The sequence below is a fragment of the Bacillus sp. FSL R5-0523 genome (assembly GCF_037975295.1).
GTDB classification, from domain to species: Bacteria; Bacillota; Bacilli; order Bacillales; family Bacillaceae; genus Bacillus; species Bacillus subtilis.
In genome coordinates this window covers 2058816-2081347 of record NZ_CP150251.1, presented here as the reverse complement: position 1 = coordinate 2081347, position 22532 = coordinate 2058816, and the positions used below count along the sequence as shown (strand labels likewise).

Genomic DNA, 22532 nt, shown 5'->3' with positions numbered 1-22532 from the left:
CTGTTGTCAGGTTTCTTTGTCTATAATCTTAAAAAAAGGAGGAGATCGTATGGGCTTTTCACATATAACACACTTAGACCGGAAACGATTTGCCGGACTGTCACAACGGACAAGCAACGCACTGGAAATGACGGAAGAAAGGAGGATTCCGGCACTGTGGGATCAATTCTGGAAGCAGGATATGAGCGCTCTTTTATCACAGGCTGAAAAAGACAAGAGCATTATTGCCTTATATTCGAATTATGAACAAGAGACGAATGGGTTTTATACGTTTTCAGTCGGAACGTTTCAGGAATACGACGACATTCTTCCGGGACCATATGAAAACATTGATTTGCCGGCTTCCGCTTACGCCGTTTTCACTTCCAGAATCGGCCCTATTGAAGAGATTGTGCTTGAAACGTGGAAGGAAATTTGGACTTGGGATAAGCGGCATCTGCGCACGTTTACAGGTGACTTTGAGATGTATGATCAAAGTGCCGCAGTGCCACAGCGAGCACAAGTTAACATTTATGTAGCGATAAAAAAATAATAAACTCTTGAAAAACTAATGGTGTTAGTTAATAATAAAACTAACACCATTAGTTTTTATTAGGAGGAATAAAAAGATGAGAATGACTCAGTACCAAACGGTTTGGCAGCTGACTTTTTTTCCAGCATTGTTTCCGGTTAATTGCTATTTAGTAGAGGAAGAAAACGAAGTCACCCTTATTGATGCCGCACTGCCAGGCAGCTATAAAGGGATTATTCAAGCTGTGAATCAGCTTGGAAAACCGCTTCAGCATATTTTACTGACTCATGCACATGGGGACCATGTCGGATCACTGGATACATTGGCACAAACATTTCCGCATGCAAAGGTCATGATCTCGGAACGGGATTCATTCTTGCTGCAAGGTGACACATCCTTGCGGCAAGATGAGCCGCAGACGCCTATAAAAGGAGGTATTCCGAAACACATACAAACAAAGCCTCACCAACTGCTGACGGGCGGTGAAACAATTGGTTCTCTGCTTGCCATTCCAACACCGGGCCATACACCGGGCAGCATGTCATTTCTTGATACAAGAAACGGCACTTTAATAGCAGGAGATGCGTTTCAGTTGCACGGAGGAATCGCTGTATCAGGCCAGATAAAATGGACGTTTCCTTTTCCCGCTTTCGCCACATGGAATAAGGAGGAGGCCATCAAAAGTGCACAATTGCTCGCAGATAAGGCGCCTTCCTGTCTCGCTGTCGGACATGGAAAATTCCTGCGATCACCTTCAGAGCGGATGAGACAGGCAATCCAAAAAGCAAAGAAAGGATGATGAGCATGTCACCGAGAATAGGTTTGACCCAAAAAATGATTGTAGACGCTGCAGCGGAGATTGCCGATCAGGAAGGGGTAAATGGTGTCTCACTTGCGGCACTTTCTAAAAAAATGAATGTACGCTCCCCGTCATTGTATAACCATATCAACGGGCTGCAAGCGATCAGAGCAGAACTTGCTGTTAGAGGACTGACAAAGCTTTTTGATCAAATGGCGGACTCCGTAACTGAACTAAAGGGAGATTCCGCGATGCTTTCTTTAGCACATGCATATGTTGATTTTGCAATTGAAAATCCCGGATATTATGAAGCGGCTCTGCTTAAGGTTCAGGACAAACGGACGGAAATCGTCTCTGACCAAATTGTCTGTCTTGTGACGAAGCTGCTCATTGAAAACGGCTATGCAAGTGAAAAGACTGCCATTCATGCGACAAGGGGGCTTAGAAGCCTGCTGCATGGCTTTACTGCTTTAATCGCAAAAGAAGCATTTGAACGTGAGGAGGACATTTTAGAAAGCCTGTCATTTTCAATTCGGACATTTTTGTCAGGATTATTAATAAACAATAAAAATATTATGTAAACAAATAAATGGATGTCTTATATTTCTGAATATTGTATAATATCAAGGGAGTATACATAGGGGAGAGGCATTATGCAATGGATGACATTCACAAGATTGAACGATTAGCGGCAGCTTCATGGCCGGCTTATTTTCAAAAAAGCATAGGGCAATGGCTTCTCAGAGCGAATTTTGGCGTAACCAAAAGGGCAAATAGCGTATGGACGTCTGCGGATATGCCTGAAGGGGATTTTCAGCTAGAGGCCGAACTTTTTTATCAAAGTTTAGGCTTACCTGTTTGTTTTCATATTAGCAACGCATCACCGAAAGGGCTTGATGACGCATTGGCAGACAGCCGTTATGAAAAGGTAGACGAGTGCTTCCAGATGACAGCGTTGTGCCGGTCAATTATGAGCCGAACAAATGACAACAGCCGATTTACATACAAGTGGGAACAAGAGCCATCATCTGTTTGGATAGATGAATTTATTCAATTAGAAGGGTTTTCACCCGAGCGTCACAAAGGTTACAAACACATTTTCGAACGCATGCCGCCGTGTAAAACTTTTTTCAAGATGTATGACAAAGAAAGCCTGACAGCGCTTGGCACGGTTTCTGTCATTGATGGTTATGGCGGACTTAGTAATATCGTTGTAGCTGAGGAGCACAGAGGAAAAGGGGCAGGAACCCAAGTGATCAGGGTATTGACTGAATGGGCAAAAAACAACGGAGCGGAACGCATGTTTTTACAAGTGATGAAAGAAAATCTGGCGGCAGTTTCTTTATATGAAAAAATCGGATTTTCGCCTATATCGGAACACCATTACCGGATTAAAAGATGAGCAAAGGAAGGTGTTTGCTAATGGACTCGCTTCAAGAGATAATTTGCGAAAAACGGACATACACACGCCTTTATCATTCACATAAGCACGCGTACAGCCAATTTCTTTTTCCGCTTGAAGGGAGTATAGATCTTGAGACTGAGGGGCGCCAGGTGAAATTAAATCCGGACCATTTTTTATATATTCCGCCGCAGTGTGAGCATCGCTTCCGTTCTATCGGAAGAAATGAATGTCTTGTACTGGATGTTCCGCTTCATGCAATGAAAATTGATGAGTATCGTGCAGGATCGGGAATTGAAGCTGCACTCGATCCTTTCTGGTCTTCGATCAGGTACTTGCTGACAGAGGAAGCAAAGGCCGGAACAGCCAACTCGCTTCATATGCTAGTACAATACATAAAAGAAAAGCTTCAATCCCATAGCTATGCCTCAATTGCATACATTCACAGCCATTTATTTGAGCGGCTGACGATTAAGAAGCTGGCAGAACTCGAGCATTATCACCCAGCTTACTATTCAAGCTGGTTCAAAAAACAGACAGGGAAGTCCCCGCAGCACTATATTGCCGACCTTCGCCTTGAGGAAGCAAAACGAATGCTGATGGAGAGAAATGAAACCCTTACCGTCGTGAGCGAGGCGCTGGGCTTTCAAAACCTTTCTTCTTTTACAAGATGGTTCACAAAAAGCACAGGAATGCCGCCCCGCCTGTATCGAAACACCTTATATTCAGATAAAAAATAATGGCTATTTGGTTAAACGAATCTTGAATATCTCCTTTACAATAGGAGAAAAAGGAGTTATTGATATGGCAGTCATTGAAGACTTTGAGAAATTGGATATCAGAACGGGAACAATTGTAAAAGCGGAAGAATTTCCTGAAGCAAGAGTACCGGCAATCAAGCTTGTAATAGATTTTGGGACAGAAATCGGCATAAAACAATCGAGTGCGCAGATCACGAAGCGTTACCAGCCGGAAGGTCTCGTCAACAAGCAAGTCATAGCAGTCGTGAACTTTCCGCCCCGCCGGATCGCCGGATTTAAATCGGAAGTCTTGGTCCTCGGCGGCATACCCGGCCAGGCCGACGTCGTCCTTTTGCAGCCGGATCAGCCTGTCCCAAACGGCACAAAAATCGGATAACGCAAAAGACGTTTGCCTAAGGCAAACGTCTTTTGCGTATTGAGGCGATGCACCACACGCCACATTCGTGTGTGCCGTAAAGGCATGTACATCGGCTTACACAATTCAGCTCATCGCTATATGAATATAGCATGGAGAGCGAAGGAATGCAAGGATTACTTTGTTATAGTGATTGAATTTGTTCGTCTAATCAAGATCTTATTATATGAAATGTAATAATCTTTTAGTACAAAAGGTGAGCATGATCTAAGGTAAGCGATTGACCTCATAAGCAACACGTATTCCAGATTCAATCGCGCCTTGCATCCACGCATGAGTGAGTGAGGCGTGTTCTCCGGCGAAATGAATTCTGCCCTCAGGGACAGGAATATAGGGATACAGCTCTAATTCTTGTCCTGGTTCGAAAGCTGTAAAACCTCCTGCAGAATACGGGTACTGGCTCCAGCTAAAAGAAGTGCCAGACACAAATTCAGACCACACAATATCACCATAGATTTCAGATAAATTCAGTAAAGTATACTGGATTCGCTCTCCTTCTGAAAGACTGTCCCATATTAGTGCCTCATCAGCCCAAGTATAACTCGCCAGAATGACGGCATGTCCATTTGCTCCAATATTTCTGCTTGGATAATATGAAAAACGAATCGGAAGATCAGTAATAGATTTGCCGCCGCGCTGACCGGCTTTTTCCCAAAATCGACTTTTAAACTCTATGCCGATTTTTGTTGCACTGATATAGTTTAGCTCACGGATTGCCCTTCGTTTATAGTACGAGAATGAATGGTATGGTTCGACTTTTACAAATCGCAATGTTGAAAAAGGAATGGTTACAATAGCGAGATCAGCTGTGAATGATGTGAATTCTGCCGTTTGTTGATGCTGACAATGGATCGTAACCCTATTTTCACCCTGAGACATTTTCATCATTTTTTGATGGTATAGAATGTTTGTTTTTAATTGAGGAAGAAACGCGTGAGGCAGCAGATCCATGCCGCCAGTTATCTCATAGAAGTGAGCGGGCGATGAAAAAAAGATAGATTCCCGCAATACTTCAACAAGGGACATCCCCATATACGCTTCCATATCCAAAAGTACACCGATCATATCGATCGCACCATATGAAAAATACGTGTTTAAAAAAGAGCTTAACGAATGATTTTTGTATTGTTCTTCGACAATCCGCCAATTTCTCGCTGGATTTTGATTGATAAAATTTAGAATAGGCTGCAGTAAAGAAAGCATCAGCTCTTCAGACGTTTTCCCTTGTTCATTTGGTGCAACTGGATATCTCAATATTCCAGGAGCTCGTTCAAAAACTTGGAGACGTGTTTTGATTCCATTTGCATAAATAATGTCCATCGGGGTTCTGTTGGTAAATACATTTGTTGGCAATTTGAATTTTTTGATATATTCTAAGGTTAACGAATGGTTATTCGGTATGCGCATCGGGCCAGCGTTGAAATACAAATCATCACTAAAGGGAGATCTCAAAGTGCAGACCCGGCCGCCCGCTCTGCCGCTCGCTTCGAGAATCGTTACTCTGTGACCGGCATTTTTCAGCAATGATGCTGATACAAGCCCGGACAATCCAGCTCCTACAACAAGAATGCGCTTTGGATGCTGCGATGCGCTAAGGCCATTTCGAATGATCTTTACCATGTCATCATTCATTAGAGAATTCACTTTTTGAAGGCACCTCTTTTTAGAATTTATTGCATTATATTCACTGAAAAGAGCACCTATCACGATCTGTTCACATCTTTTGGAATTTGAAAGGTTATTGTTAAAAGGAAATAAAGGGGTGATGTATGTGACTAACTTTGTTCATAAGACGGTAAATGGCTTGAAAAGTCTTTTAGATGTAAAAGGAGCCATTAAATCGTTTTGTTCAGAAGGTGACATCATGGAGTTCCTTGTTACTTTTTCACCGGACAAAGCAACCCTGAATGACATTCAAAGCTTTGAGGCTAAACACCAGCTTACCCTTCCAGAGGATTATCAGAAGTTCTTGACACTACATAACGGTGCGAAAATTTTTGAAATTCTTTCTGATGGGGAGAATATAGGTGGAGGACTTTATTTATTTAGCCTTGAAGAGATTGAAGAAGAATTAAAATATGAGGCTTTGTTTGAGGGTATCAATGGTATCCCAATTGGTCACTTATTAGAAGGGTGTCATTTGATGATCGACAAAGATAAATTGGATAAAGGGGATCCCAACTATCTGTTTATATTAGCAATAGGAGAGTATACACCATTAAATTTAAATTTTGAGATATTTCTAGATCGGTATATACAATGCAATGGGGAATCTTTTTGGGATTGGCGCTACTATACCGCAGAAAATTATTATAGAACAAGATAGTGTGATGTATAAGACAGTCATTTTGGCTGTCTTTTTCTGTTATTCAAATAGATTACTGTGGTAAAACCTACATAGAGTAGTCTAGGAAGGAGAAATGATATGAAGGTATTTGAGGCTGATTCATTACTCCTTTGAGGCCGATAAAAGAACCAAAGAGTATAAGGAACTACCCTAGATGACAGTGAGTTTTCAGGCAAGGGTGCTGACAACATTAAAGCATTTTATCATGATCATGTCGGTGTTACTGATCAATGGATTGATTTAATTGACATGAAGATTGCTTTCTTAAGCAGCATGTCTGCAAAACTTGAAGATGCTAAGATGTCTGATGCTTACATAGAAGAATCCTTTTTAGAACACGAGTTGGCTAAAGCCTATACAAAATCAAAATCCATTATGTCTGAACAGAAAAAAGCAATGAAAGACATATTAAACGACATCAATGATATTCTTCCCCTTGAAATATTTTCAATAGAAGACTTCAAAGAAAAACTTTCTTCTGCAGATGACAAACGTGAAAAAACAATCGATAAGCTAAACAAGCTTGATGAGGATTTAAAAACAGAATACGTCGAAACAGAGCCTAACGAACAGTTCATCCAGCAAGATTTTAAAAAGCTGCAGGAATCAACAGGCAAAGGGAAGAACGCCACTCCGATTCACTATAACGCCAAAGCGTATAGAGAAAGTGACATACATAAGAAAAAAGGCGATATAGAGAAGCATTCTGAAGCTTACTTAAGCGTGAAGAAAGAAGAAGCAAAGGAACGTGAAATCAAGGAATTAAAGAAAAAACTTAATGACGGTGTCTCTGACCCTGATGAATATTTAGAGATTGCTAAGAAAGTAGGGTACGAGAATCTGGAGCCAGCTCAAGTACAGCTTGCAGTGCAAATTGAACAAGCGAAGCAACTAGAAGGAGCAGGAGAAATCACTTGGGATATCGTAAAAGGTGTAGGAGTAGGCTTATATGATGTTGGTAAAGACACTGTAACCGGCATATGGGATTTCATCACCGATCCAGGAGAAACACTCTCAGCACTGGGGAATGCAGTTATTCATCCAGTGAAAACTTACGATGCCATTTCAGCAGCAATAGAAGAGTCATATCAAAAGGATATGGTGAATGGAGATGCCTATTCTAGATCAAGATGGGTTACCTATGCTGTTGGTTCAGTGGCAGTAGCTGTTTTTGGAACCAAAGGTGCAGGAGCCATTAACAAAGCAGATGCAGCGGGCAAGGTAATAAATAAAGCAAGTCAAGCAGGTAAGAAAATCAAGGACGTTAAGATTCCAGATTTGCTGCCTTACAACCCTAAGTATAAGCTTGCTCTAGCAGATAACGTGCCATACAATGTGGTTGATAGCCAAAACCTTAAGAATGAACTTTTGACTAATGCGAAGAAAATACCAGATGGAACAAGAAAACCGTTTACTGGCCAAAAGATAAGTCCCCCATGGCTAAATAAAGAAAAGTATGAAGCGTATGATATAAAGGGGAAGGTAAAGGCGAAGGGGAAAGTTAAAGATGTAAGTCGAAGAGTGTATACTATGAAAGATATAGATATTAATCAAAAAACAGAATTCGGCGTTACAAATCTTCAGCTAATGAAAAACGGGAATGCCCCTTATGCAAAAGATGGCACACAGATTAATCTACATCACTTGATTCAAGAAGAACCTGGCCCAATGCTTGAAATCCCGAACAGTTTACATACAAAATATAGTGATGTCATTCATCAGCTTAAGTCTGATGGTGAAAGTTTTAGAAACGATAAGGTTTTAAAAGCACAATACGAGAGCTTTAGAAAGAGATATTGGAAGTGGAGAGCGAAACAATTTGAAAATGAGAATTGAGGTGCTTATATGGTTTATTCAAAGGTTGAGAACTTTATTAATGAAAATAAACAAAATGCTATATTTACAGAAGGCGCAAGTCATGAAAACATTGGTCGCATTGAAGAAAACCTCCAATGCGATCTTCCCAATAGCTATAAATGGTTTTTAGAAAAATACGGTGCTGGTGGTTTATTCGGCGTTTTAGTTTTAGGTTACAACTTTGATCATGCATCAGTTGTAAATAGAACTAATGAATATAAAGAACACTATGGCCTTACTGATGGACTTGTGGTTATTGAAGATGTTGATTACTTTGCTTACTGTCTAGATACAAATAAAATGAAAGACGGAGAATGCCCTGTAGTTGAATGGGATAGGGTAATTGGTTATCAAGATACTGTTGCAGACAGCTTTATTGAATTTTTTTATAATAAGATTCAGGAAGCGAAAGATGACTGGGATGAGGATGAAGACTGGGACGATTAAGTAAAAGTATTGCAATTGCTCAATAGATACACTTGAGTTGCACATCCTCAATCCAAATAAAATAATGGTTTTATCCATAAAGCAATTGTATTCAAATAACATTTCTATATGGTTATAATTAGGATAAGGATTATGCTTTTTAAAGTATAAAAAATGCATAAAATAAAAAGACTAGGGTGCTATCAACACCCCGTCTCTGTACTAAAGCTACCCACTAAAGGGCTTGCTCGATGTGATTTCTTGGTAGACCTATCCCTTCAGGTTCTTAGGCTCAAGGGAGGTCTATTTTTTATTTATATATGTCAACAGGGCAATTACAAATGACCCGAATGCAAGCATTATCATTAATGCCTGGATGTTGACATAGCCTCACCCTCTTTCATAGGGGATGAGCAAAACTCCCTTGAGTGAGCAAACTTAATGTGCAGGAAATACTATGCTAAATTCCCTTGACGTTATAAATTCAAACAATATATTGACAACAGCATTTAATAGAATTTCTATTAACATCATTTACAATTGAAATGACAGACACATATGGTAGTTTGCGACTCGCAAAATTCAAGGCGTAGTCCTAATTCAGCTATTGAGTAGGATTGTTAAAAAGTGTTGATTTGTTGTTTTCAAAATGAAAAGTGAGGATTGTATATGAAGATTGTTAGCCAAGAAATTCAAGATTTGTCCATTAAATCCTTGGAATCAACTTTTAGTAAACTTTCAAATGCTTATAAAAGCACGACAGAAAAAGGTTCAAACACATCTCTTGTCAAAAAGAGACTGAACGCTGTAAAAATTGGTTTAGAAAGCCTAAAAGGTACTTGGAATGGTGAAGATTTTTGCTATGAGCAAGAAATCATATTGACTAATAAAGAAGTTCTACAAGATATCATTCCATCTATTGAAAAACAAATAGCAAAAGCAAAAGAAGGCAGTTCTCAAAAAACATTAAATGAGCGTCGCTTAACTGCACTAAAACTGGCAATCGAATCTTTAGAGAACCGTCTTATTTGAGAAAATTAATTGTTCCAGAATCGGGTGCGTTACATAAACAAGATTGAAGGAAACCCTATCTACTATGGTTTCTTTTTATTTTTGCGTATTTATCAACATTAAAATTTATCAGAGCCTTATTAAATCATTTGAATGATTGTCGATATTTAACATGTGTAAAAATGGAAAAGGTGCTACAATTATAAAAAGCTCTGAAAGGATCGTGCTTATCGATGGTAAATGTAAACTCAAGTGATCTTATTTATGATCCGAAATTCTTAGCATTTTGCAGCTTGGCTACAGAAGGATACGGGGGAAATAACTCAGCTCCCAGTAAATCCATTGGTTTTAGTGAATTCTGTGAAAAACTTGAGAAAAATGAAGTAGTTAAACCCGAGAACAAAAAAAGCTCACTTGACCTAAATAAGTCTTTAGATTATTGGAAATCAAGATTTAATCCAGGCGGTAATCTTTCGGCGTTAGATTCTCAGGTATTAGATATTATCAAAAAAGCTTACAACTTAGGCATGGTTAACAAAGATAATATGCTGTTGCGAAACGAAGCAGTTAATGCTTACAAAAATTCAATTTGAATTTGAAATAGAGCCCAGCTTAGTAAAAGTGCTGGGCATTTTATTTATTAGAGTTATTTGCTTTCAGATACTCTCGATGTTCTTTGTTCAACTTTTCAATATCATCTTTAAATATATAGATCTTATATTTTTCCTTTGCTTCTCTTGACAGATTATGTTCTAAATATTCACGGAGCTTTGCTTCACTTTTGGTTTGATCCATGCCAATTGTAATTGCCGGATCTGTTATTCCAATTTGAAAACTAAATAAACCAAATTCATCCCAAGCACTTTCTAAAACTTCTTCAGGTGCTTTTTTGTTTGATTCGATTAAAGTAATACCCGATATAATCAAAACAGGAACTAAAATCAAAAATCCAATTAACCTCTTCTTCATTCACCATCTCACTCTCCCTCGTCGATAAGAATTTCTCCTTTATTAATACTACGTATATCATTATTGACCTTTATATTTTATTTCTAACATACATCGAACCTTTGTTCTGATTTGCGTTAAAACGAGAACGATCGTTCTATTAGTATTAGATCAATAAAGGAGTGAGTCGATATGTTTAGGGATCGAGGAACAATCAATGGATATCAATGATGCTCCAGAACATTTAATACAGCTTAAACAAGATTTGATTGATGGATCAAAAATTGAGATGATCAACAAATTGAAGAGATGGGCGTTTTCGTTTCTGAAGAACTTGAATTTTTTTGAAATTCAAACTTTTAAACTATGGATTTGTTTGAAAATGCCGCCGGTAGAGTTCATTACATTAATTTTGAACAACACAAGCTTCACGTTAAAGATCAACATAACAACACAGTATATATCAACATGAATAACATCATAGGAGTTACATACAATGATGGATTACTCACAATTTCCACGTAAGAATATACTTTGTGTTTTATGCTTCTGTATCGGCTGTTGCAATGGGGCTTAATCCTTTAACATAGTATCTTGCTGTTGTAGGAAATATGGAGAGACAGGGAAGTGTAGTGTTAGCTGCGTCTCCTGCGTTTAAAAAAGAAAAACAGGATCGAGACTTTTTGAGATGCCTGAAGATCAAGAGTGCACATTTACAGTTCCCGAAAAACCATTGTCCACTGCAATATCACAAGCTGATTTCTTTTCTTTGGCCAGATTAAAGTAAGCTAATTCGTTTCCTTGCAGGCCTTCAATAACAAATACATTATCATGGTCAAGGTTGAGATCTAAAAGCATATTTTTGCGTTCACTGAGTGGCTTATTAGCGATTGAATACCCATCAAATTACATCAAAGACACAGTAAACTACCTTATGGACTGATTTTTTGGACATGAAACGTTGCACTGCAGCTTCAAAGTCAAGAGCACCACCTGGGTCAGCTACAATGATTTCACAATCTCTACTGTATATCTCCATACGCAATGGTTCAATGGGAATTCATTACAGTATTACTCCATCTGAATTAGAAACAAGAATTGTGATCCTGCGAAAAAAGGATCAGGATATGGTGGAACAAGGCCACTTATAATGCATTTCTAGGTATTTGTAATTAAATTACAAATACTTTTAATATTTGCTCATGAATTCGTGGTATTATACTGAAGGGGACGATCAAAAGCTTTGGCGTTAGTAATTAAAAATGTTTTAAATGTATACGAGTGCTACCTCAAAGTTGGAAAAAATATTATAGGAGGTAACATATGTTTAAGTTTAAAAAGAATTTCTTAGTTGGATTATCGGCAGCTTTAATGAGTATTAGCTTGTTTTCGGCAACCGCCTCTGCAGCTAGCACAGACTACTGGCAAAATTGGACTGATGGGGGCGGTATAGTAAACGCCGTCAATGGGTCTGGCGGGAATTACAGTGTTAATTGGTCTAATACCGGAAATTTCGTTGTTGGTAAAGGTTGGACTACAGGTTCGCCATTTAGGACGATAAACTATAATGCCGGAGTTTGGGCACCGAATGGCAATGGATATTTAACTTTATATGGTTGGACGAGATCACCTCTCATAGAATATTATGTAGTGGATTCATGGGGTACTTATAGACCTACTGGAACGTATAAAGGTACTGTAAAAAGTGATGGGGGTACATATGACATATATACAACTACACGTTATAACGCACCTTCCATTGATGGCGATCGCACTACTTTTACGCAGTACTGGAGTGTTCGCCAGACGAAGAGACCAACTGGAAGCAACGCTACAATCACTTTCAGCAATCATGTGAACGCATGGAAGAGCCATGGAATGAATCTGGGCAGTAATTGGGCTTACCAAGTCATGGCGACAGAAGGATATCAAAGTAGTGGAAGTTCTAACGTAACAGTGTGGTAGCAGATCATCTTTAATCAGGGGTAGCTAACGGGCTGCTGATCGTTCCTTGAGAAGTTTTATAATCAATGATTATTAAAATCATTAGTAATGGTTAAAGGTTGTTTTCTACTAGGTGAACGGCCTTGCAATTGCTGGAGGTAGGGTATTCTCCATCTGGTTTTATAACTTTTCCTATAGGTTAATAGAATGGTATTTAAATGAAAATGCTATCAATTTTTTGTAGTCAGCGCTTGCTCACAACAGACACCTTTACATAACCCTTCTATATCAAACATAAGCCTTACTCAAAATAAAAATATCTCAGTAGTTAGCCAGATCCTCATAACTTTATACTAGTTAAAGGTGGGACTGTTAAGAACAAAAAGTCTAATTTATAAATGGGGACTCTACGGAACAAGACAGGTTAGTTCGAAAAGAACCCAACTTTAGGATTTCCTTAGAGGATTGTATCAGCTCGAACCAAGTTTTTTAATGCGACTAGCTATGGAAATTAAGAAAGAACCTGGTGAAATTGCCCAGGTTCTTTTTATATTGCACAAAAATAGCCACGGTGATATAATCACACTACGTGCGCTTTCTAGTTAGAAGTTATAGATGTCCATTTTATAATTTTATTATATCCTGCTAGGAAGCTCTTGTCAATATTTTTTTTGAAGGGGAGATGTAGAATGAGTTCTTTGGTTCTCGGTTTACATGAAATTGAAAAAACACAGCTTTCGCTTGTTGGAGGAAAAGGGTTACATTTAGGGGAATTATCAAAAATTCAAGGTATACAAGTACCAGAAGGATTTTGTGTCACAACAGTAGGATATCAAAAAGCCATCGAACAAAACGAAACGTTACAAGTGTTGTTGGATCAATTGACCATGCTAAAAGTTGAGGACCGAGATCAAATTGGTAACATCAGCAGAAAGATTCGGCAAATCATTATGGAAGTAGGCATTCCTTCTGATGTTGTGAAAGCAGTTGCTCAATATCTCTCCCAGTTTGGCGAGGAACATGCCTATGCCGTGCGTTCTAGTGCGACTGCTGAAGATTTACCACATGCTTCTTTTGCCGGTCAACAAGACACCTATTTAAATATTATCGGCGTCGATGCAATCTTGCAGCATATCAGTAAATGCTGGGCGTCCCTATTTACGGATCGCGCGGTTATTTACCGTATGCAAAATGGATTTGACCACAGCCAAGTTTATTTATCCGTTATCGTTCAAAGGATGGTTTTCCCTCAAGCTTCGGGGATTTTATTTACCGCTGATCCGATTACCTCAAGCCGAAAGGTGTTATCCATCGATGCCGGTTTTGGACTTGGTGAGGCACTGGTTTCTGGCTTGGTATCTGCCGATTGTTATAAAGTACAGGATGGGCAAATCATCGATAAGAGAATAGCAACTAAAAAATTGGCTATCTACGGACGAAAAGAAGGCGGAACAGAAACACAGCAGATCGATTCTGATCAGCAAAAGGCTCAAACACTGACTGATGAACAAATTTTACAGCTGGCACGCATTGGAAGACAGATCGAAGCTCATTTCGGCCAGCCGCAAGATATCGAATGGTGTTTGGCCCGCGATACTTTTTATATTGTACAGAGTCGTCCAATCACTACTTTATTCCCCATCCCTGAAGCGAGTGACCAAGAAAATCACGTCTATATTTCTGTTGGTCATCAACAAATGATGACGGATCCCATAAAACCACTGGGATTGTCTTTTTTTCTGTTGACGACTGCTGCACCCATGCGTAAAGCCGGTGGAAGGCTATTTGTTGATGTCACACATCATCTGGCATCCCCTGACAGCAGAGAAGTTTTCTTAAAAGGCATGGGGCAGCACGATCAGCTCTTAAAAGACGCACTTATGACCATAATAAAGCGACGAGATTTCATAAAGTCGATACCAAATGATAAAACAGCACCAAATCCCAGCAGAGGCAATGCAGATATGCCGGCTCAAGTTGAAAACGATCCGACAATCGTGTCTGATTTGATTGAGAGCAGTCAAACATCGATAGAAGAGTTAAAACAAAACATCCAAACGAAATCAGGATCAGATTTATTTCGTTTTATTCTAGAAGATATCCAGGAATTAAAGAAGATTTTATTTAACCCAGAAAGTTCGGTTGTGATTCGAACTGCTATGAATGCTTCATTATGGATTAACGAAAAAATGAACGAGTGGTTAGGTGAAAAAAACGCAGCAGATACGCTTTCTCAATCTGTACCCCATAATATTACTTCAGAAATGGGTCTTGCGCTATTAGACGTCGCAGATGTGATTCGTCCTTATCCAGAGGTAATTGATTACTTACAACAAGTAAAAGATGATAATTTTTTGGATGAACTGGCTAAGTTTGATGGCGGAAGCAAAACCCGAGACGCGATCTATGATTATCTCAGCAAATACGGAATGCGATGTACCGGAGAAATTGATATTACAAGAACTCGATGGAGCGAAAAACCAACTACACTTGTCCCAATGATTCTTAATAATATTAAAAATTTTGAGCCTAATGTCGGCCATCGGAAATTTGAGCAAGGGCGACAGGAAGCTTTGAAGAAAGAACAAGAGTTATTAGATCGATTAAAGCAATTACCGGATGGTGAACAAAAAGCCAAAGAAACAAAACGAATGATAGATATCATCCGGAATTTCAGCGGGTTTAGGGAATATCCAAAATACGGCATGGTTAATCGATACTTCGTTTATAAGCAGGCTTTACTGAAAGAAGCCGAACGACTCGTGGAAGCGGGCGTTATTCATGAAAAAGAAGATATATACTATCTCACTTTTGAAGAACTTCACGAAGTCGTACGCACACATAAACTGGATTATCAAATCATCAGTACACGAAAAGCCGAGTACACATTATATGAAAAACTATCTCCACCACGTGTTATCACGTCTGATGGTGAAATCGTTACAGGTGAGTATAAACGAGAAAATCTCCCAGCCGGAGCGATTGTAGGTCTACCTGTTTCCTCCGGAGTGATAGAGGGGCGAGCGCGTGTCATTTTAAACATGGAAGATGCTGATTTAGAAGATGGAGATATATTAGTTACCTCCTTTACCGATCCAAGCTGGACACCATTGTTTGTATCCATAAAAGGCTTAGTCACCGAAGTTGGTGGACTGATGACCCATGGAGCTGTTATAGCGCGTGAATATGGCTTACCTGCAGTTGTTGGCGTTGAAAATGCTGCCAAGCTGATAAAAGATGGGCAACGAATTCGCGTTCACGGTACAGAAGGCTACATTGAAATCTTATAATGTCTGATGTGTGCAGGGAGCCATCAGATATCCCCCCATCAGCCCTAACTAGAAGTCGGGAGGCTGAATTTGTACCGAATGATAAAAAGTCCCCGTTGAACTAACGAAGATCGATAGCCCATTAAGAAAAGCTGGAACCTCTTGGAGGAGGTCTGGCTTTTCTATATAAAATTGGCGTAGTGTGCAAAAGCCGCATTTTGCGGGCGGCGCTTCTTTAAAGTGAATTTTTTATTACCAGCATTTAAACTTGTATTTGTGCTTAAAACAAGAGAAAAAGGAGCTAAAAAGCTCCTTTATAAATTTAAACAACTTTTGTATAAATAGCCGTGTAAAACCCGATTGAGTAATCAAAATAATGACGTGTAAGCTTATAAGTATAACCGTTGTATTCTATTGTTGGCTGGAAGTCCATTGGCAGAGGACTAATGCGGTATATAGTGTCATAATCATATTCATCACTTTTTACTGCAACCTCAGACGAAGTGCCAGCAGCCAATGCGGGAACCGCAGATATGAGCATGCCAAAGGATAAAGCAGAACTCAATAAGATTTTCCTAATCTTCAATTACATCAACTCCATTTATAATTTATACATATATTATGTTGTAATTGGAAGTTATTTTGAAAGTGAATAACGGATCATAAAAAGTAAAAATCTCGATTTTAAAGGGAGCAAATATATAGTAGACGACAGTAATGATAAGTATATTTATGCTGGAACCCAAAAAGAAGCAGCATACAATAATGAGTTTGAAAGCGGAATAAGAGTAAGGGTATGGTTCGAAGGCAACCACATACGAACATTTGAGAAAGAACAAAAAGAAGTAGATCCGTTTGGTGAATGTCCCTGTTGTTTATTTTAAAGAACAAAAAGAGTTTAAAATGGGCGGTATTACATTAATGACACGCCACAATGTTGCTATTTACGAAGACAAAGATCGGAAGAAAAAATTGGTTCAGATAGTTTTATCATTATAGATAGAGGTCCAAAAGCACTTAGAAATAAGCTTAAACAAAAAATCCTCCCACAAAGGGAGGATTACTATTACATATTAACTAAAGTGTAAGTCAATGAAACAATGAATAAAAAATACGAAATATAAGATATTGCTTTTGAAGAACTTGTTTTATGTTTTTGGAATGTATAGATAAGTGCAAAACCCAAGAAGAAAACTGTTACAAACCAAGAAGTGTATTGTGGAAAGAGGGCGACCACCAATACCATGATTGTTGAAAAAATAAATGAAGAGTAATGAGTTACTTTATGATCATCATTCAATGAAATCACCTCTACGAATTTTTACCCGATTTAGTCTGTGTATTAACAGCTTGTAAAAGATTCAATATGAGAAAATGAAGAAGTTTCTGGATAGGTTTACACTACAGTTTATTGATATGTAGTTATGGAGTGAGATTGTTAAACATGACGGGAGGGAGAAAGGTTGCCGAAAATTGGAGTAAGCTTGATAGTGCTCATTATTTTTCTTGCAGGCTGCAATAAAAGTGAACAAAACGGTGACGAAACAAAGATGCAGAGCCTAGTAGGCTATGTCGTGCTTAAAGACAATGAAAGGGCAATTCTCATTACCGATACAAAAGCTCCAGTAAAAGAAGATTACGATCTTTCTGAAGGACAACTTATGAACAAGTTTAAAAATAACATAGTAATTGTAGGATTAAGTGAGATTGATAACACAGATGATCTCAAAAGAGGTGAAAAAATAAAAGTGTGGTTCCATACACTTAAAGAGTCAAATCCACCAAGTGCAACGATACAAAAATATGAATTATTATAAAAAAAATTGTTGAATTCTCATATAGATAACCTCTGAGACAACAAATGTTGTTCTATTGCATTGAAACTGCCAGTGACCGATATCAAGTTCAGTTATGTTAATTCAAGTGGTTTGATATGTTAGTGTCTTCGAACGAGACGAAATATTGGGAAGAGAGTCCGAATATCAATGAGTATTACAAATTGGTCACAGAATAAGAGACTTAAGAGAGTTGTCTGCATTGTATGTTTACTTGAAGGAGAAGAAAATGGATTTTAGGGTGCTTAATCTTAATTCTTGTCAGGTCAAACTTTACTTGTTCCATAGAATGAAAACTTGCCGTTAATTATAATAACGTTTAATTTTGTGGTGTTTAAATATCTGATTCTAGAGGTCTTATGAAAGAACCGTTCATCAAAAAATGAACGGTAGGAGTTAAAAAAGTAATGTCTTTTCCTTTGTGGCAAAAGGCTAAACACTTTATTTGAGATCGTTAAGGACGACTTTTGCAGCCTCAGCGATAAGAGCACTATCATAATTAGCATCTTTTGTAAAGCGGTTTGACAGAATTGCCAAAACAATAGGAGCTTTGTTAGGCGGCCAAACGATAGCAATGTCGTTTCGTGTCCCGTAACTTCCGGCTCCGGATTTATCGCCGACTTCCCATCCTATTGGAGCGCCTGCCCGAATCAGTTCGTCACCAGTAGCATTGCCTCGCATCCAATCGGTTAAGATCGTGCGTTTGTCAGTCGTGAGAGTGTTATCTAAAGTGAAGGCTTTAAGATCGGTTGCCAGTGTTTTTGCGGTGCTTGTGTCACGAATATCACCAGGAATCGCAGAGTTTAGATCCGTCTCGAATCGTTTAGCTTTCGTTACATGATCACCAATCTGTTTCAGTGACTTTTCAAAACCTTTAGGGCCGCCAAGCTGTTGCAGCAAGATGTTCCCAGCGGTATTATCGCTGTAACGGATAGCCGCTTCCGAGATTTCTTTTAGGCTCATGCCTGTATCTAGGTGTTTCTCTGTGATTGGAGAATATGTAACAAGATCGTCCTTGCTGTAGCGGATGACTTCATTAAGTTTTTCAATTGAGTTTTTCTTCAGGACAGCAGCTGCGGCTAGAACTTTATAGGTTGATGCGTAAGCAAATCGCTCATTCGGCCGATAGGCGATTGTCTTGTTTGAACCTGTATCAATTGCATAAACACCAAGCCTGGCATCAAATTTTTTCTCAAGTTGAACAAATTTTTTATTCGTTATACAGCTTGCCATGTTTGTGTCTTCTATGGATTTTGCTTCGGCATGTGTTGAGTTGAAAAAAGGTGTGAAAACAGTAATGCTTAAACATAAAAGCCCAACACATATTCCGAATTTTATTGACGCTTTATTTTTCAACTTCATCAGGCCTCCTCATTCAAATGATTTTGTATTACCTTCTAATTCACATCACAAAAGCAGGAATAGATATTTCCAATGAAATGTTTCCCATGACAGTTAGTGTAACAAACCCCTTTGAGCTAGTAAACATAGAATCAATTGATCTTATATTTTCAATAAGTTGGGAGAACAAGGGCAATTGCCCACCTACATGGTATTATATAAGAATAGGCAAATCAGATTACATATGCTGACAATGGCTGTCAGCAAAGTCATCTATTAGAAAGCTTTATCAATTGTGATTGGAGTGTTATTGGATGCAAACGAGAAAAGTTTATCTCTACGTATTTCACACAATGTCAGACTGGGAATATGGATATTTAATTGCGGAACTAAACTCAGGGAGATACTTTAAACAAGATGCAGCATCTTTAAAAGTAGTTACAGTAGGGGTTAATAAAGAAATGATAACTACGTTGGGAGGATTAAGCATAAAACCAGATATTTCTCTTGACGAATGTACTCTTGGGAGTCAAGATCTTATCATTTTACCCGGAGGAAACACTTGGGGAGAAGATATTCATCAGCCGATCTTGAAAAAAGTTGGCGACGCTTTAAAGCTCGGCACGACTATTGCTGCAATTTGTGGGGCAACCTTGGGCCTCGCGAATGAAGGATACTTAAATTCGAGAAAGCACACAAGCAATGACCTAGAGTATATGAAAATGGTCTGCCCTAATTACAAAGGAGAAACACTATATGAAAAGGAACCAGCAGTATCTGATAAAAATTTGGTTACTGCATCAGGAATTGCTCCTCTGGAATTTGCGGTAGAAGTATTGAAAAAATTAGATGTATTTGCACCAGATACATTGCGTTCATGGTATAAGCTAAATAAGACTCAAAAGCCTGAATATTTCTTTGAGCTAATGAATACAATAAATCGATAGAAAACACTTTAGCAGTTTTTTGTAGTGCTCCTGAACTTATAGGAGCATTTTTTATATGTGTCTAGGAGCTAAATAAAGAAATGCAGAAACTCTAAAAAAGAATATAGATTGGTAGGCCTTATTTCGAATAGAGTTTGATTTGGGTTAAAACTGTTCTTATTAAGGCTCATTTCATGGTGCTAAAGATTCATTTGGAGAAGACTGTCTTGATCAGAACAGACCCTTCCAATATATTGAAGTAAAAGATATCGGGAGGAACTCTTTTGAAAAAGATGTTGATGTTAGCTTTTACATTTCTTTTGGCTTTCACTATCCATGTAGGGGAAGCTTCGGCCGTTATCGTGAAAGATGAGGAGAAAGTGAGTTTTACAATGACAGAAAATGAAAAATGGTTTATGAAGTCTGATGACCAAAATTCAAACCGTTGGACATCTCACTTTGGGTACAGATTCACCATTTTCGATACTGAAGGATGTACAATTAACGCAAGAATCATGCGAATGACTTTGTCAGGATATGAAATAACCGTTAGTGAAAAAAACTTCTCAGGGGATCATTTTGATTTGAGTGCAACTGATCGAGTTGAGACGATGCCTTATAAGACTCATTATTTGATTTTGACAAAAGATCCAGATTGCGGAGATGTTAAAGTAAAAGGTCTATACGGTTTTCAGTTTGATCAGCCAGAATGGTAATAAAAAAGAATCTGGATTCTCACCAGCCTAAACGCCAGCCAAGCTAATGTCTACATGCAGACATTAGCTTTTTTCATTGTTTAATAGGCTGTCGTCACGATTCTAGAAGACTTATAGTCGTCTCCTGTCACATGAAGCCCAAATGACAGGGGAAATGTATATCATTCACACTTTCCGTCGTGAAAATGTAAATGTATTCATAAAAATCCCGCAGCATATCAGCAGTGCGCCGAGGATAATATTGATGGTGATCTGTTCGTTCAATTGCAGCCATCCAAAGAATAGGGCCAATACGGGAACAAACATTAATGCCATGGATGCTTTTGACGCTTGGATTTGATTGAGCACCCAAAACCATACGACAAAGGTAAAGCCGGTGGAAAGCAAGCCATTAAACAGCAATGACCACACCGCCTGATATGTCCACTCGGCTGAAGGGACCGGCTCCAATATAAAGGAAAACACCAATAACATGACGGCTCCCATCATAAGGTGCCAGGCATTCATGTGAATAATATCGATATGCTTGAATTGTAGCTTGCTGAACACATTCGCGATTCCCCAGCTAAGCGCTGCCGCAAGTACGCACAGCTCCCCAAATAAAGCGCTTTGATCGATATTGAGCATTTCCTTTCCAAATATAAATAACAGTCCGAAGAGGCCGCAGACCAGTCCCATCGTTTTATACACATTCATTTTCTCGTTTAATGAAAAATGGCTGATCACCGTAACAAATATAGGCATTGTATATACTAAAACAGAGGTTTTCCCTGAATCGACAAACTGCATTCCATACGTCAAAATTCCCATATAGCCCAGCCCCATCAACAGGCTCATGAGAATATAGCTTTTGAGATGTTCTTTTTGAATTGAAAGCTTTTTTCTTTGGATGAAGAGAATGAGAAATAAAGGAACTGCTCCGATGAACAGGCGCAAACCCGAAAATAAAAGCGGGGGGATGTCATGAATTCCTACTTTCATCGCAACCCAAGTATAACCCCAAATAAGTGTGACAGATATGATTCCCAGCATAACTTTTACCATAATGAAGCCGCCTTTCTTGTTTAAATATCGTGCTGGTTTCTATCATATGTTACATTTATGTATAACTGAAATACATTTTTATTATTGGGGGTATAACCAAATGGTTATGAACATGAACCATCTTCACATATTTGTAAAAGTCGGGGAGAAATTAAATATTACAGAAGCGGCAAAAGAATTGTTCATCTCTCAGCCGGCGGTAAGCAAAGCGATAAAAAACCTGGAGAGCTCACTGCAGCTCAAATTATTGATCAGGGATAAACATCATGGTTTAATGCTGACTGACATCGGAAAAGAAATATTGCTGCTGGCGAGGCAAATGAAGGGAATTGAAAGCAAAATATATCAAGTAGCCAACCGGGAAAACAAGCTGTTAAACGGGAAGGTGAAAATTGGTTCATTTCCTGCAGTTTCAACAAATATCATGCCACAGGCGATTGCGGCATTCAGATCAAACTACCCGCTGATCCGCATAGAATTGATCGAAGGAACCTCTGGCCAAATAAAAGGATGGGTTGAAGATCGGACGGTTGATATCGGGATCGCAGCATCTCCATTTGAACCGTTTGAAAATCAGCTATTGTGTAACGACTATATGGTGGCCGTCATCCCGCCACAGCGTGACGAATTAAAACTTGAAAAGCATGTCGACCTTGAAACATATCAAGATGACCTCATTTTTTGTAAAGGCGGTCATGAAATCGCGATGTCAAACGCATTTTCGCAATACAACATCGAATTAAAGGAAAACTTAACTGTGCAAAATGCCGAAACCTTGATTAATATGGTTAAAAATAATTTGGGTATCGGCATCATTTCAAACTTTACACTTTCATCTGTCCCGCATCAATTGATTAAAAAGGACATCTTTCCTAGGGTCACACGCGATATTGGCGTCATCGCACATTCATTTGAAGAGATAACGCCGGCGGCGCATGAGTTTATCAAGGTGTTGAAAGCAGTGGTAATCTGAATCAGTT

The 22532-nt window shown here is 38.8% G+C and carries 24 protein-coding genes and 6 pseudogenes; 22 read left to right on the top strand and 8 right to left on the bottom strand.

Going from position 1 to position 22532, the window contains the following annotated elements:
* The first annotated feature begins 49 nt into the window (after nucleotides 1–49).
* The 6 genes from NYE53_RS10330 (at nucleotide 50) to csaA (ending at nucleotide 3849) form a co-directional block, all read left to right on the top strand.
* A complete protein-coding gene (locus NYE53_RS10330; protein ID WP_014480008.1) occupies nucleotides 50–532 on the top strand; it encodes a GyrI-like domain-containing protein in 483 nt (160 codons plus the stop codon).
* A 76-nt stretch (nucleotides 533–608) separates the two neighbouring features.
* Nucleotides 609–1310 (top strand): MBL fold metallo-hydrolase, encoded by a 702-nt coding sequence (locus NYE53_RS10325; RefSeq protein ID WP_225722014.1) that lies wholly within the window; start codon nucleotides 609–611, stop codon nucleotides 1308–1310.
* A gap of 5 nt (nucleotides 1311–1315) precedes the next feature.
* Nucleotides 1316–1891 carry a WHG domain-containing protein gene (locus tag NYE53_RS10320; RefSeq protein ID WP_339244619.1) on the top strand — a complete coding sequence of 192 codons (576 nt, stop codon included), beginning with the start codon at nucleotides 1316–1318 and terminating at the stop codon, nucleotides 1889–1891.
* Nucleotides 1892–1968: 77 nt separating this feature from the next.
* Nucleotides 1969–2712 (top strand): GNAT family N-acetyltransferase, encoded by a 744-nt coding sequence (locus tag NYE53_RS10315; RefSeq protein WP_033884020.1) that lies wholly within the window; start codon nucleotides 1969–1971, stop codon nucleotides 2710–2712.
* Between the two features lie 14 nt (nucleotides 2713–2726).
* Nucleotides 2727–3452: a helix-turn-helix domain-containing protein gene (locus tag NYE53_RS10310; RefSeq protein ID WP_339248522.1), complete on the top strand. Its 726-nt coding sequence runs from the start codon at nucleotides 2727–2729 to the stop codon at nucleotides 3450–3452.
* Nucleotides 3453–3516: 64 nt separating this feature from the next.
* Nucleotides 3517–3849: a chaperone CsaA gene (gene csaA / locus NYE53_RS10305; protein ID WP_339244616.1), complete on the top strand. Its 333-nt coding sequence runs from the start codon at nucleotides 3517–3519 to the stop codon at nucleotides 3847–3849.
* A gap of 246 nt (nucleotides 3850–4095) precedes the next feature.
* Here csaA and NYE53_RS10300 read toward each other — a convergent pair whose 3' ends face one another.
* Entirely contained in the window at nucleotides 4096–5532 is a 1437-nt protein-coding gene (locus NYE53_RS10300) for a flavin monoamine oxidase family protein (protein ID WP_339244614.1), read from the bottom strand.
* A gap of 127 nt (nucleotides 5533–5659) precedes the next feature.
* Here NYE53_RS10300 and NYE53_RS10295 point away from each other — a divergent pair, with 127 nt between their 5' ends.
* The 3 genes and pseudogenes from NYE53_RS10295 to yobK all read left to right on the top strand — a co-directional run bounded on the left by NYE53_RS10295 (nucleotide 5660) and on the right by yobK (nucleotide 8539).
* Nucleotides 5660–6214, top strand: coding sequence for an SMI1/KNR4 family protein (locus tag NYE53_RS10295; RefSeq protein ID WP_339244613.1), 555 nt, complete (start codon nucleotides 5660–5662; stop codon nucleotides 6212–6214).
* 99 nt (nucleotides 6215–6313) lie between these two features.
* Nucleotides 6314–8071: pseudogene (gene yobL / locus NYE53_RS10290) on the top strand (LXG family T7SS effector ribonuclease toxin YobL).
* Nucleotides 8072–8080: 9 nt separating this feature from the next.
* On the top strand, nucleotides 8081–8539 hold the full coding sequence (gene yobK / locus NYE53_RS10285) for a type VII secretion system immunity protein YobK (RefSeq protein ID WP_153529781.1): 459 nt from the start codon (nucleotides 8081–8083) through the stop codon (nucleotides 8537–8539).
* A gap of 282 nt (nucleotides 8540–8821) precedes the next feature.
* Here the strand turns inward: yobK and NYE53_RS10280 are convergent, their stop codons facing one another.
* Complete coding sequence (locus NYE53_RS10280; RefSeq protein ID WP_224912973.1) at nucleotides 8822–8878, bottom strand: putative holin-like toxin; 57 nt, start codon at nucleotides 8876–8878, stop codon at nucleotides 8822–8824.
* Nucleotides 8879–9187: 309 nt separating this feature from the next.
* Here NYE53_RS10280 and NYE53_RS10275 point away from each other — a divergent pair, with 309 nt between their 5' ends.
* Entirely contained in the window at nucleotides 9188–9550 is a 363-nt protein-coding gene (locus NYE53_RS10275) for a hypothetical protein (protein ID WP_339244610.1), read from the top strand.
* 212 nt (nucleotides 9551–9762) lie between these two features.
* Nucleotides 9763–10122: a hypothetical protein gene (locus NYE53_RS10270; RefSeq protein ID WP_326209361.1), complete on the top strand. Its 360-nt coding sequence runs from the start codon at nucleotides 9763–9765 to the stop codon at nucleotides 10120–10122.
* A gap of 40 nt (nucleotides 10123–10162) precedes the next feature.
* On the opposite strand, the gene NYE53_RS10265 is transcribed toward NYE53_RS10270, so the two are convergent.
* Complete coding sequence (locus NYE53_RS10265) at nucleotides 10163–10498, bottom strand: bacteriophage protein (RefSeq protein WP_015383839.1); 336 nt, start codon at nucleotides 10496–10498, stop codon at nucleotides 10163–10165.
* A 196-nt stretch (nucleotides 10499–10694) separates the two neighbouring features.
* On the opposite strand from NYE53_RS10265, the pseudogene NYE53_RS10260 reads away from it, so the two are divergent.
* Both NYE53_RS10260 and NYE53_RS10255 read left to right on the top strand, forming a co-directional pair.
* Nucleotides 10695–11002, top strand: a pseudogene (locus tag NYE53_RS10260) (YolD-like family protein).
* Nucleotides 10974–11177, top strand: a pseudogene (locus tag NYE53_RS10255) (UV damage repair protein UvrX); the annotation flags it as partial. The pseudogenes NYE53_RS10260 and NYE53_RS10255, both read left to right, overlap by 29 nt.
* A gap of 62 nt (nucleotides 11178–11239) precedes the next feature.
* On the opposite strand, the pseudogene NYE53_RS10250 reads toward NYE53_RS10255, so the two are convergent.
* Nucleotides 11240–11498: pseudogene (locus NYE53_RS10250) on the bottom strand (ATP-dependent DNA ligase); the annotation flags it as partial.
* Here NYE53_RS10250 and NYE53_RS10245 point away from each other — a divergent pair.
* The 3 genes from NYE53_RS10245 to ppsA all read left to right on the top strand — a co-directional run bounded on the left by NYE53_RS10245 (nucleotide 11485) and on the right by ppsA (nucleotide 15711).
* Nucleotides 11485–11628, top strand: coding sequence for a hypothetical protein (locus NYE53_RS10245; RefSeq protein WP_339248590.1), 144 nt, complete (start codon nucleotides 11485–11487; stop codon nucleotides 11626–11628). The pseudogene NYE53_RS10250 and the gene NYE53_RS10245 overlap by 14 nt on opposite strands.
* Before the next feature lie 172 nt (nucleotides 11629–11800).
* A complete protein-coding gene (xynA, locus tag NYE53_RS10240) occupies nucleotides 11801–12442 on the top strand; it encodes an endo-1,4-beta-xylanase XynA (protein ID WP_015251938.1) in 642 nt (213 codons plus the stop codon).
* Between the two features lie 668 nt (nucleotides 12443–13110).
* Nucleotides 13111–15711 (top strand): phosphoenolpyruvate synthase, encoded by a 2601-nt coding sequence (gene ppsA / locus NYE53_RS10235; RefSeq protein WP_335388578.1) that lies wholly within the window; start codon nucleotides 13111–13113, stop codon nucleotides 15709–15711.
* 301 nt (nucleotides 15712–16012) lie between these two features.
* Here ppsA and NYE53_RS10230 read toward each other — a convergent pair whose 3' ends face one another.
* Nucleotides 16013–16276 carry a hypothetical protein gene (locus NYE53_RS10230; RefSeq protein WP_080529402.1) on the bottom strand — a complete coding sequence of 88 codons (264 nt, stop codon included), beginning with the start codon at nucleotides 16274–16276 and terminating at the stop codon, nucleotides 16013–16015.
* Nucleotides 16277–16352: 76 nt separating this feature from the next.
* Here NYE53_RS10230 and NYE53_RS10225 point away from each other — a divergent pair.
* Nucleotides 16353–16538, top strand: a pseudogene (locus NYE53_RS10225) (hypothetical protein); the annotation flags it as partial.
* Nucleotides 16539–16756: 218 nt separating this feature from the next.
* Here NYE53_RS10225 and NYE53_RS10220 read toward each other — a convergent pair.
* Nucleotides 16757–16990, bottom strand: coding sequence for a hypothetical protein (locus NYE53_RS10220; RefSeq protein ID WP_074794570.1), 234 nt, complete (start codon nucleotides 16988–16990; stop codon nucleotides 16757–16759).
* A gap of 163 nt (nucleotides 16991–17153) precedes the next feature.
* Between NYE53_RS10220 and NYE53_RS10215 the strand changes: the two genes are divergently transcribed.
* Nucleotides 17154–17507: a DUF3221 domain-containing protein gene (locus tag NYE53_RS10215; protein ID WP_049141155.1), complete on the top strand. Its 354-nt coding sequence runs from the start codon at nucleotides 17154–17156 to the stop codon at nucleotides 17505–17507.
* Nucleotides 17508–17614: 107 nt separating this feature from the next.
* A pseudogene (locus NYE53_RS10210) lies at nucleotides 17615–17704 on the top strand (SMI1/KNR4 family protein); the annotation flags it as partial.
* Nucleotides 17705–17966: 262 nt separating this feature from the next.
* On the opposite strand, the gene bla reads toward NYE53_RS10210, so the two are convergent.
* The gene (bla, locus tag NYE53_RS10205; RefSeq protein ID WP_339244605.1) at nucleotides 17967–18887 is read right to left on the bottom strand and encodes a class A beta-lactamase; all 921 of its coding nucleotides are present in this window, start codon (nucleotides 18885–18887) and stop codon (nucleotides 17967–17969) included.
* Between the two features lie 293 nt (nucleotides 18888–19180).
* Between bla and NYE53_RS10200 the strand changes: the two genes are divergently transcribed.
* Both NYE53_RS10200 and NYE53_RS10195 read left to right on the top strand, forming a co-directional pair.
* On the top strand, nucleotides 19181–19813 hold the full coding sequence (locus NYE53_RS10200; protein WP_339244602.1) for a type 1 glutamine amidotransferase family protein: 633 nt from the start codon (nucleotides 19181–19183) through the stop codon (nucleotides 19811–19813).
* A 263-nt stretch (nucleotides 19814–20076) separates the two neighbouring features.
* A complete protein-coding gene (locus NYE53_RS10195) occupies nucleotides 20077–20508 on the top strand; it encodes a hypothetical protein (protein ID WP_336156005.1) in 432 nt (143 codons plus the stop codon).
* Nucleotides 20509–20673: 165 nt separating this feature from the next.
* Here the strand turns inward: NYE53_RS10195 and NYE53_RS10190 are convergent, their stop codons facing one another.
* Nucleotides 20674–21552 carry a DMT family transporter gene (locus tag NYE53_RS10190; protein ID WP_339244599.1) on the bottom strand — a complete coding sequence of 293 codons (879 nt, stop codon included), beginning with the start codon at nucleotides 21550–21552 and terminating at the stop codon, nucleotides 20674–20676.
* Nucleotides 21553–21652: 100 nt separating this feature from the next.
* Here NYE53_RS10190 and NYE53_RS10185 point away from each other — a divergent pair, with 100 nt between their 5' ends.
* On the top strand, nucleotides 21653–22525 hold the full coding sequence (locus NYE53_RS10185) for a LysR family transcriptional regulator (protein ID WP_339244596.1): 873 nt from the start codon (nucleotides 21653–21655) through the stop codon (nucleotides 22523–22525).
* Nucleotides 22526–22532 lie beyond the last annotated feature (7 nt).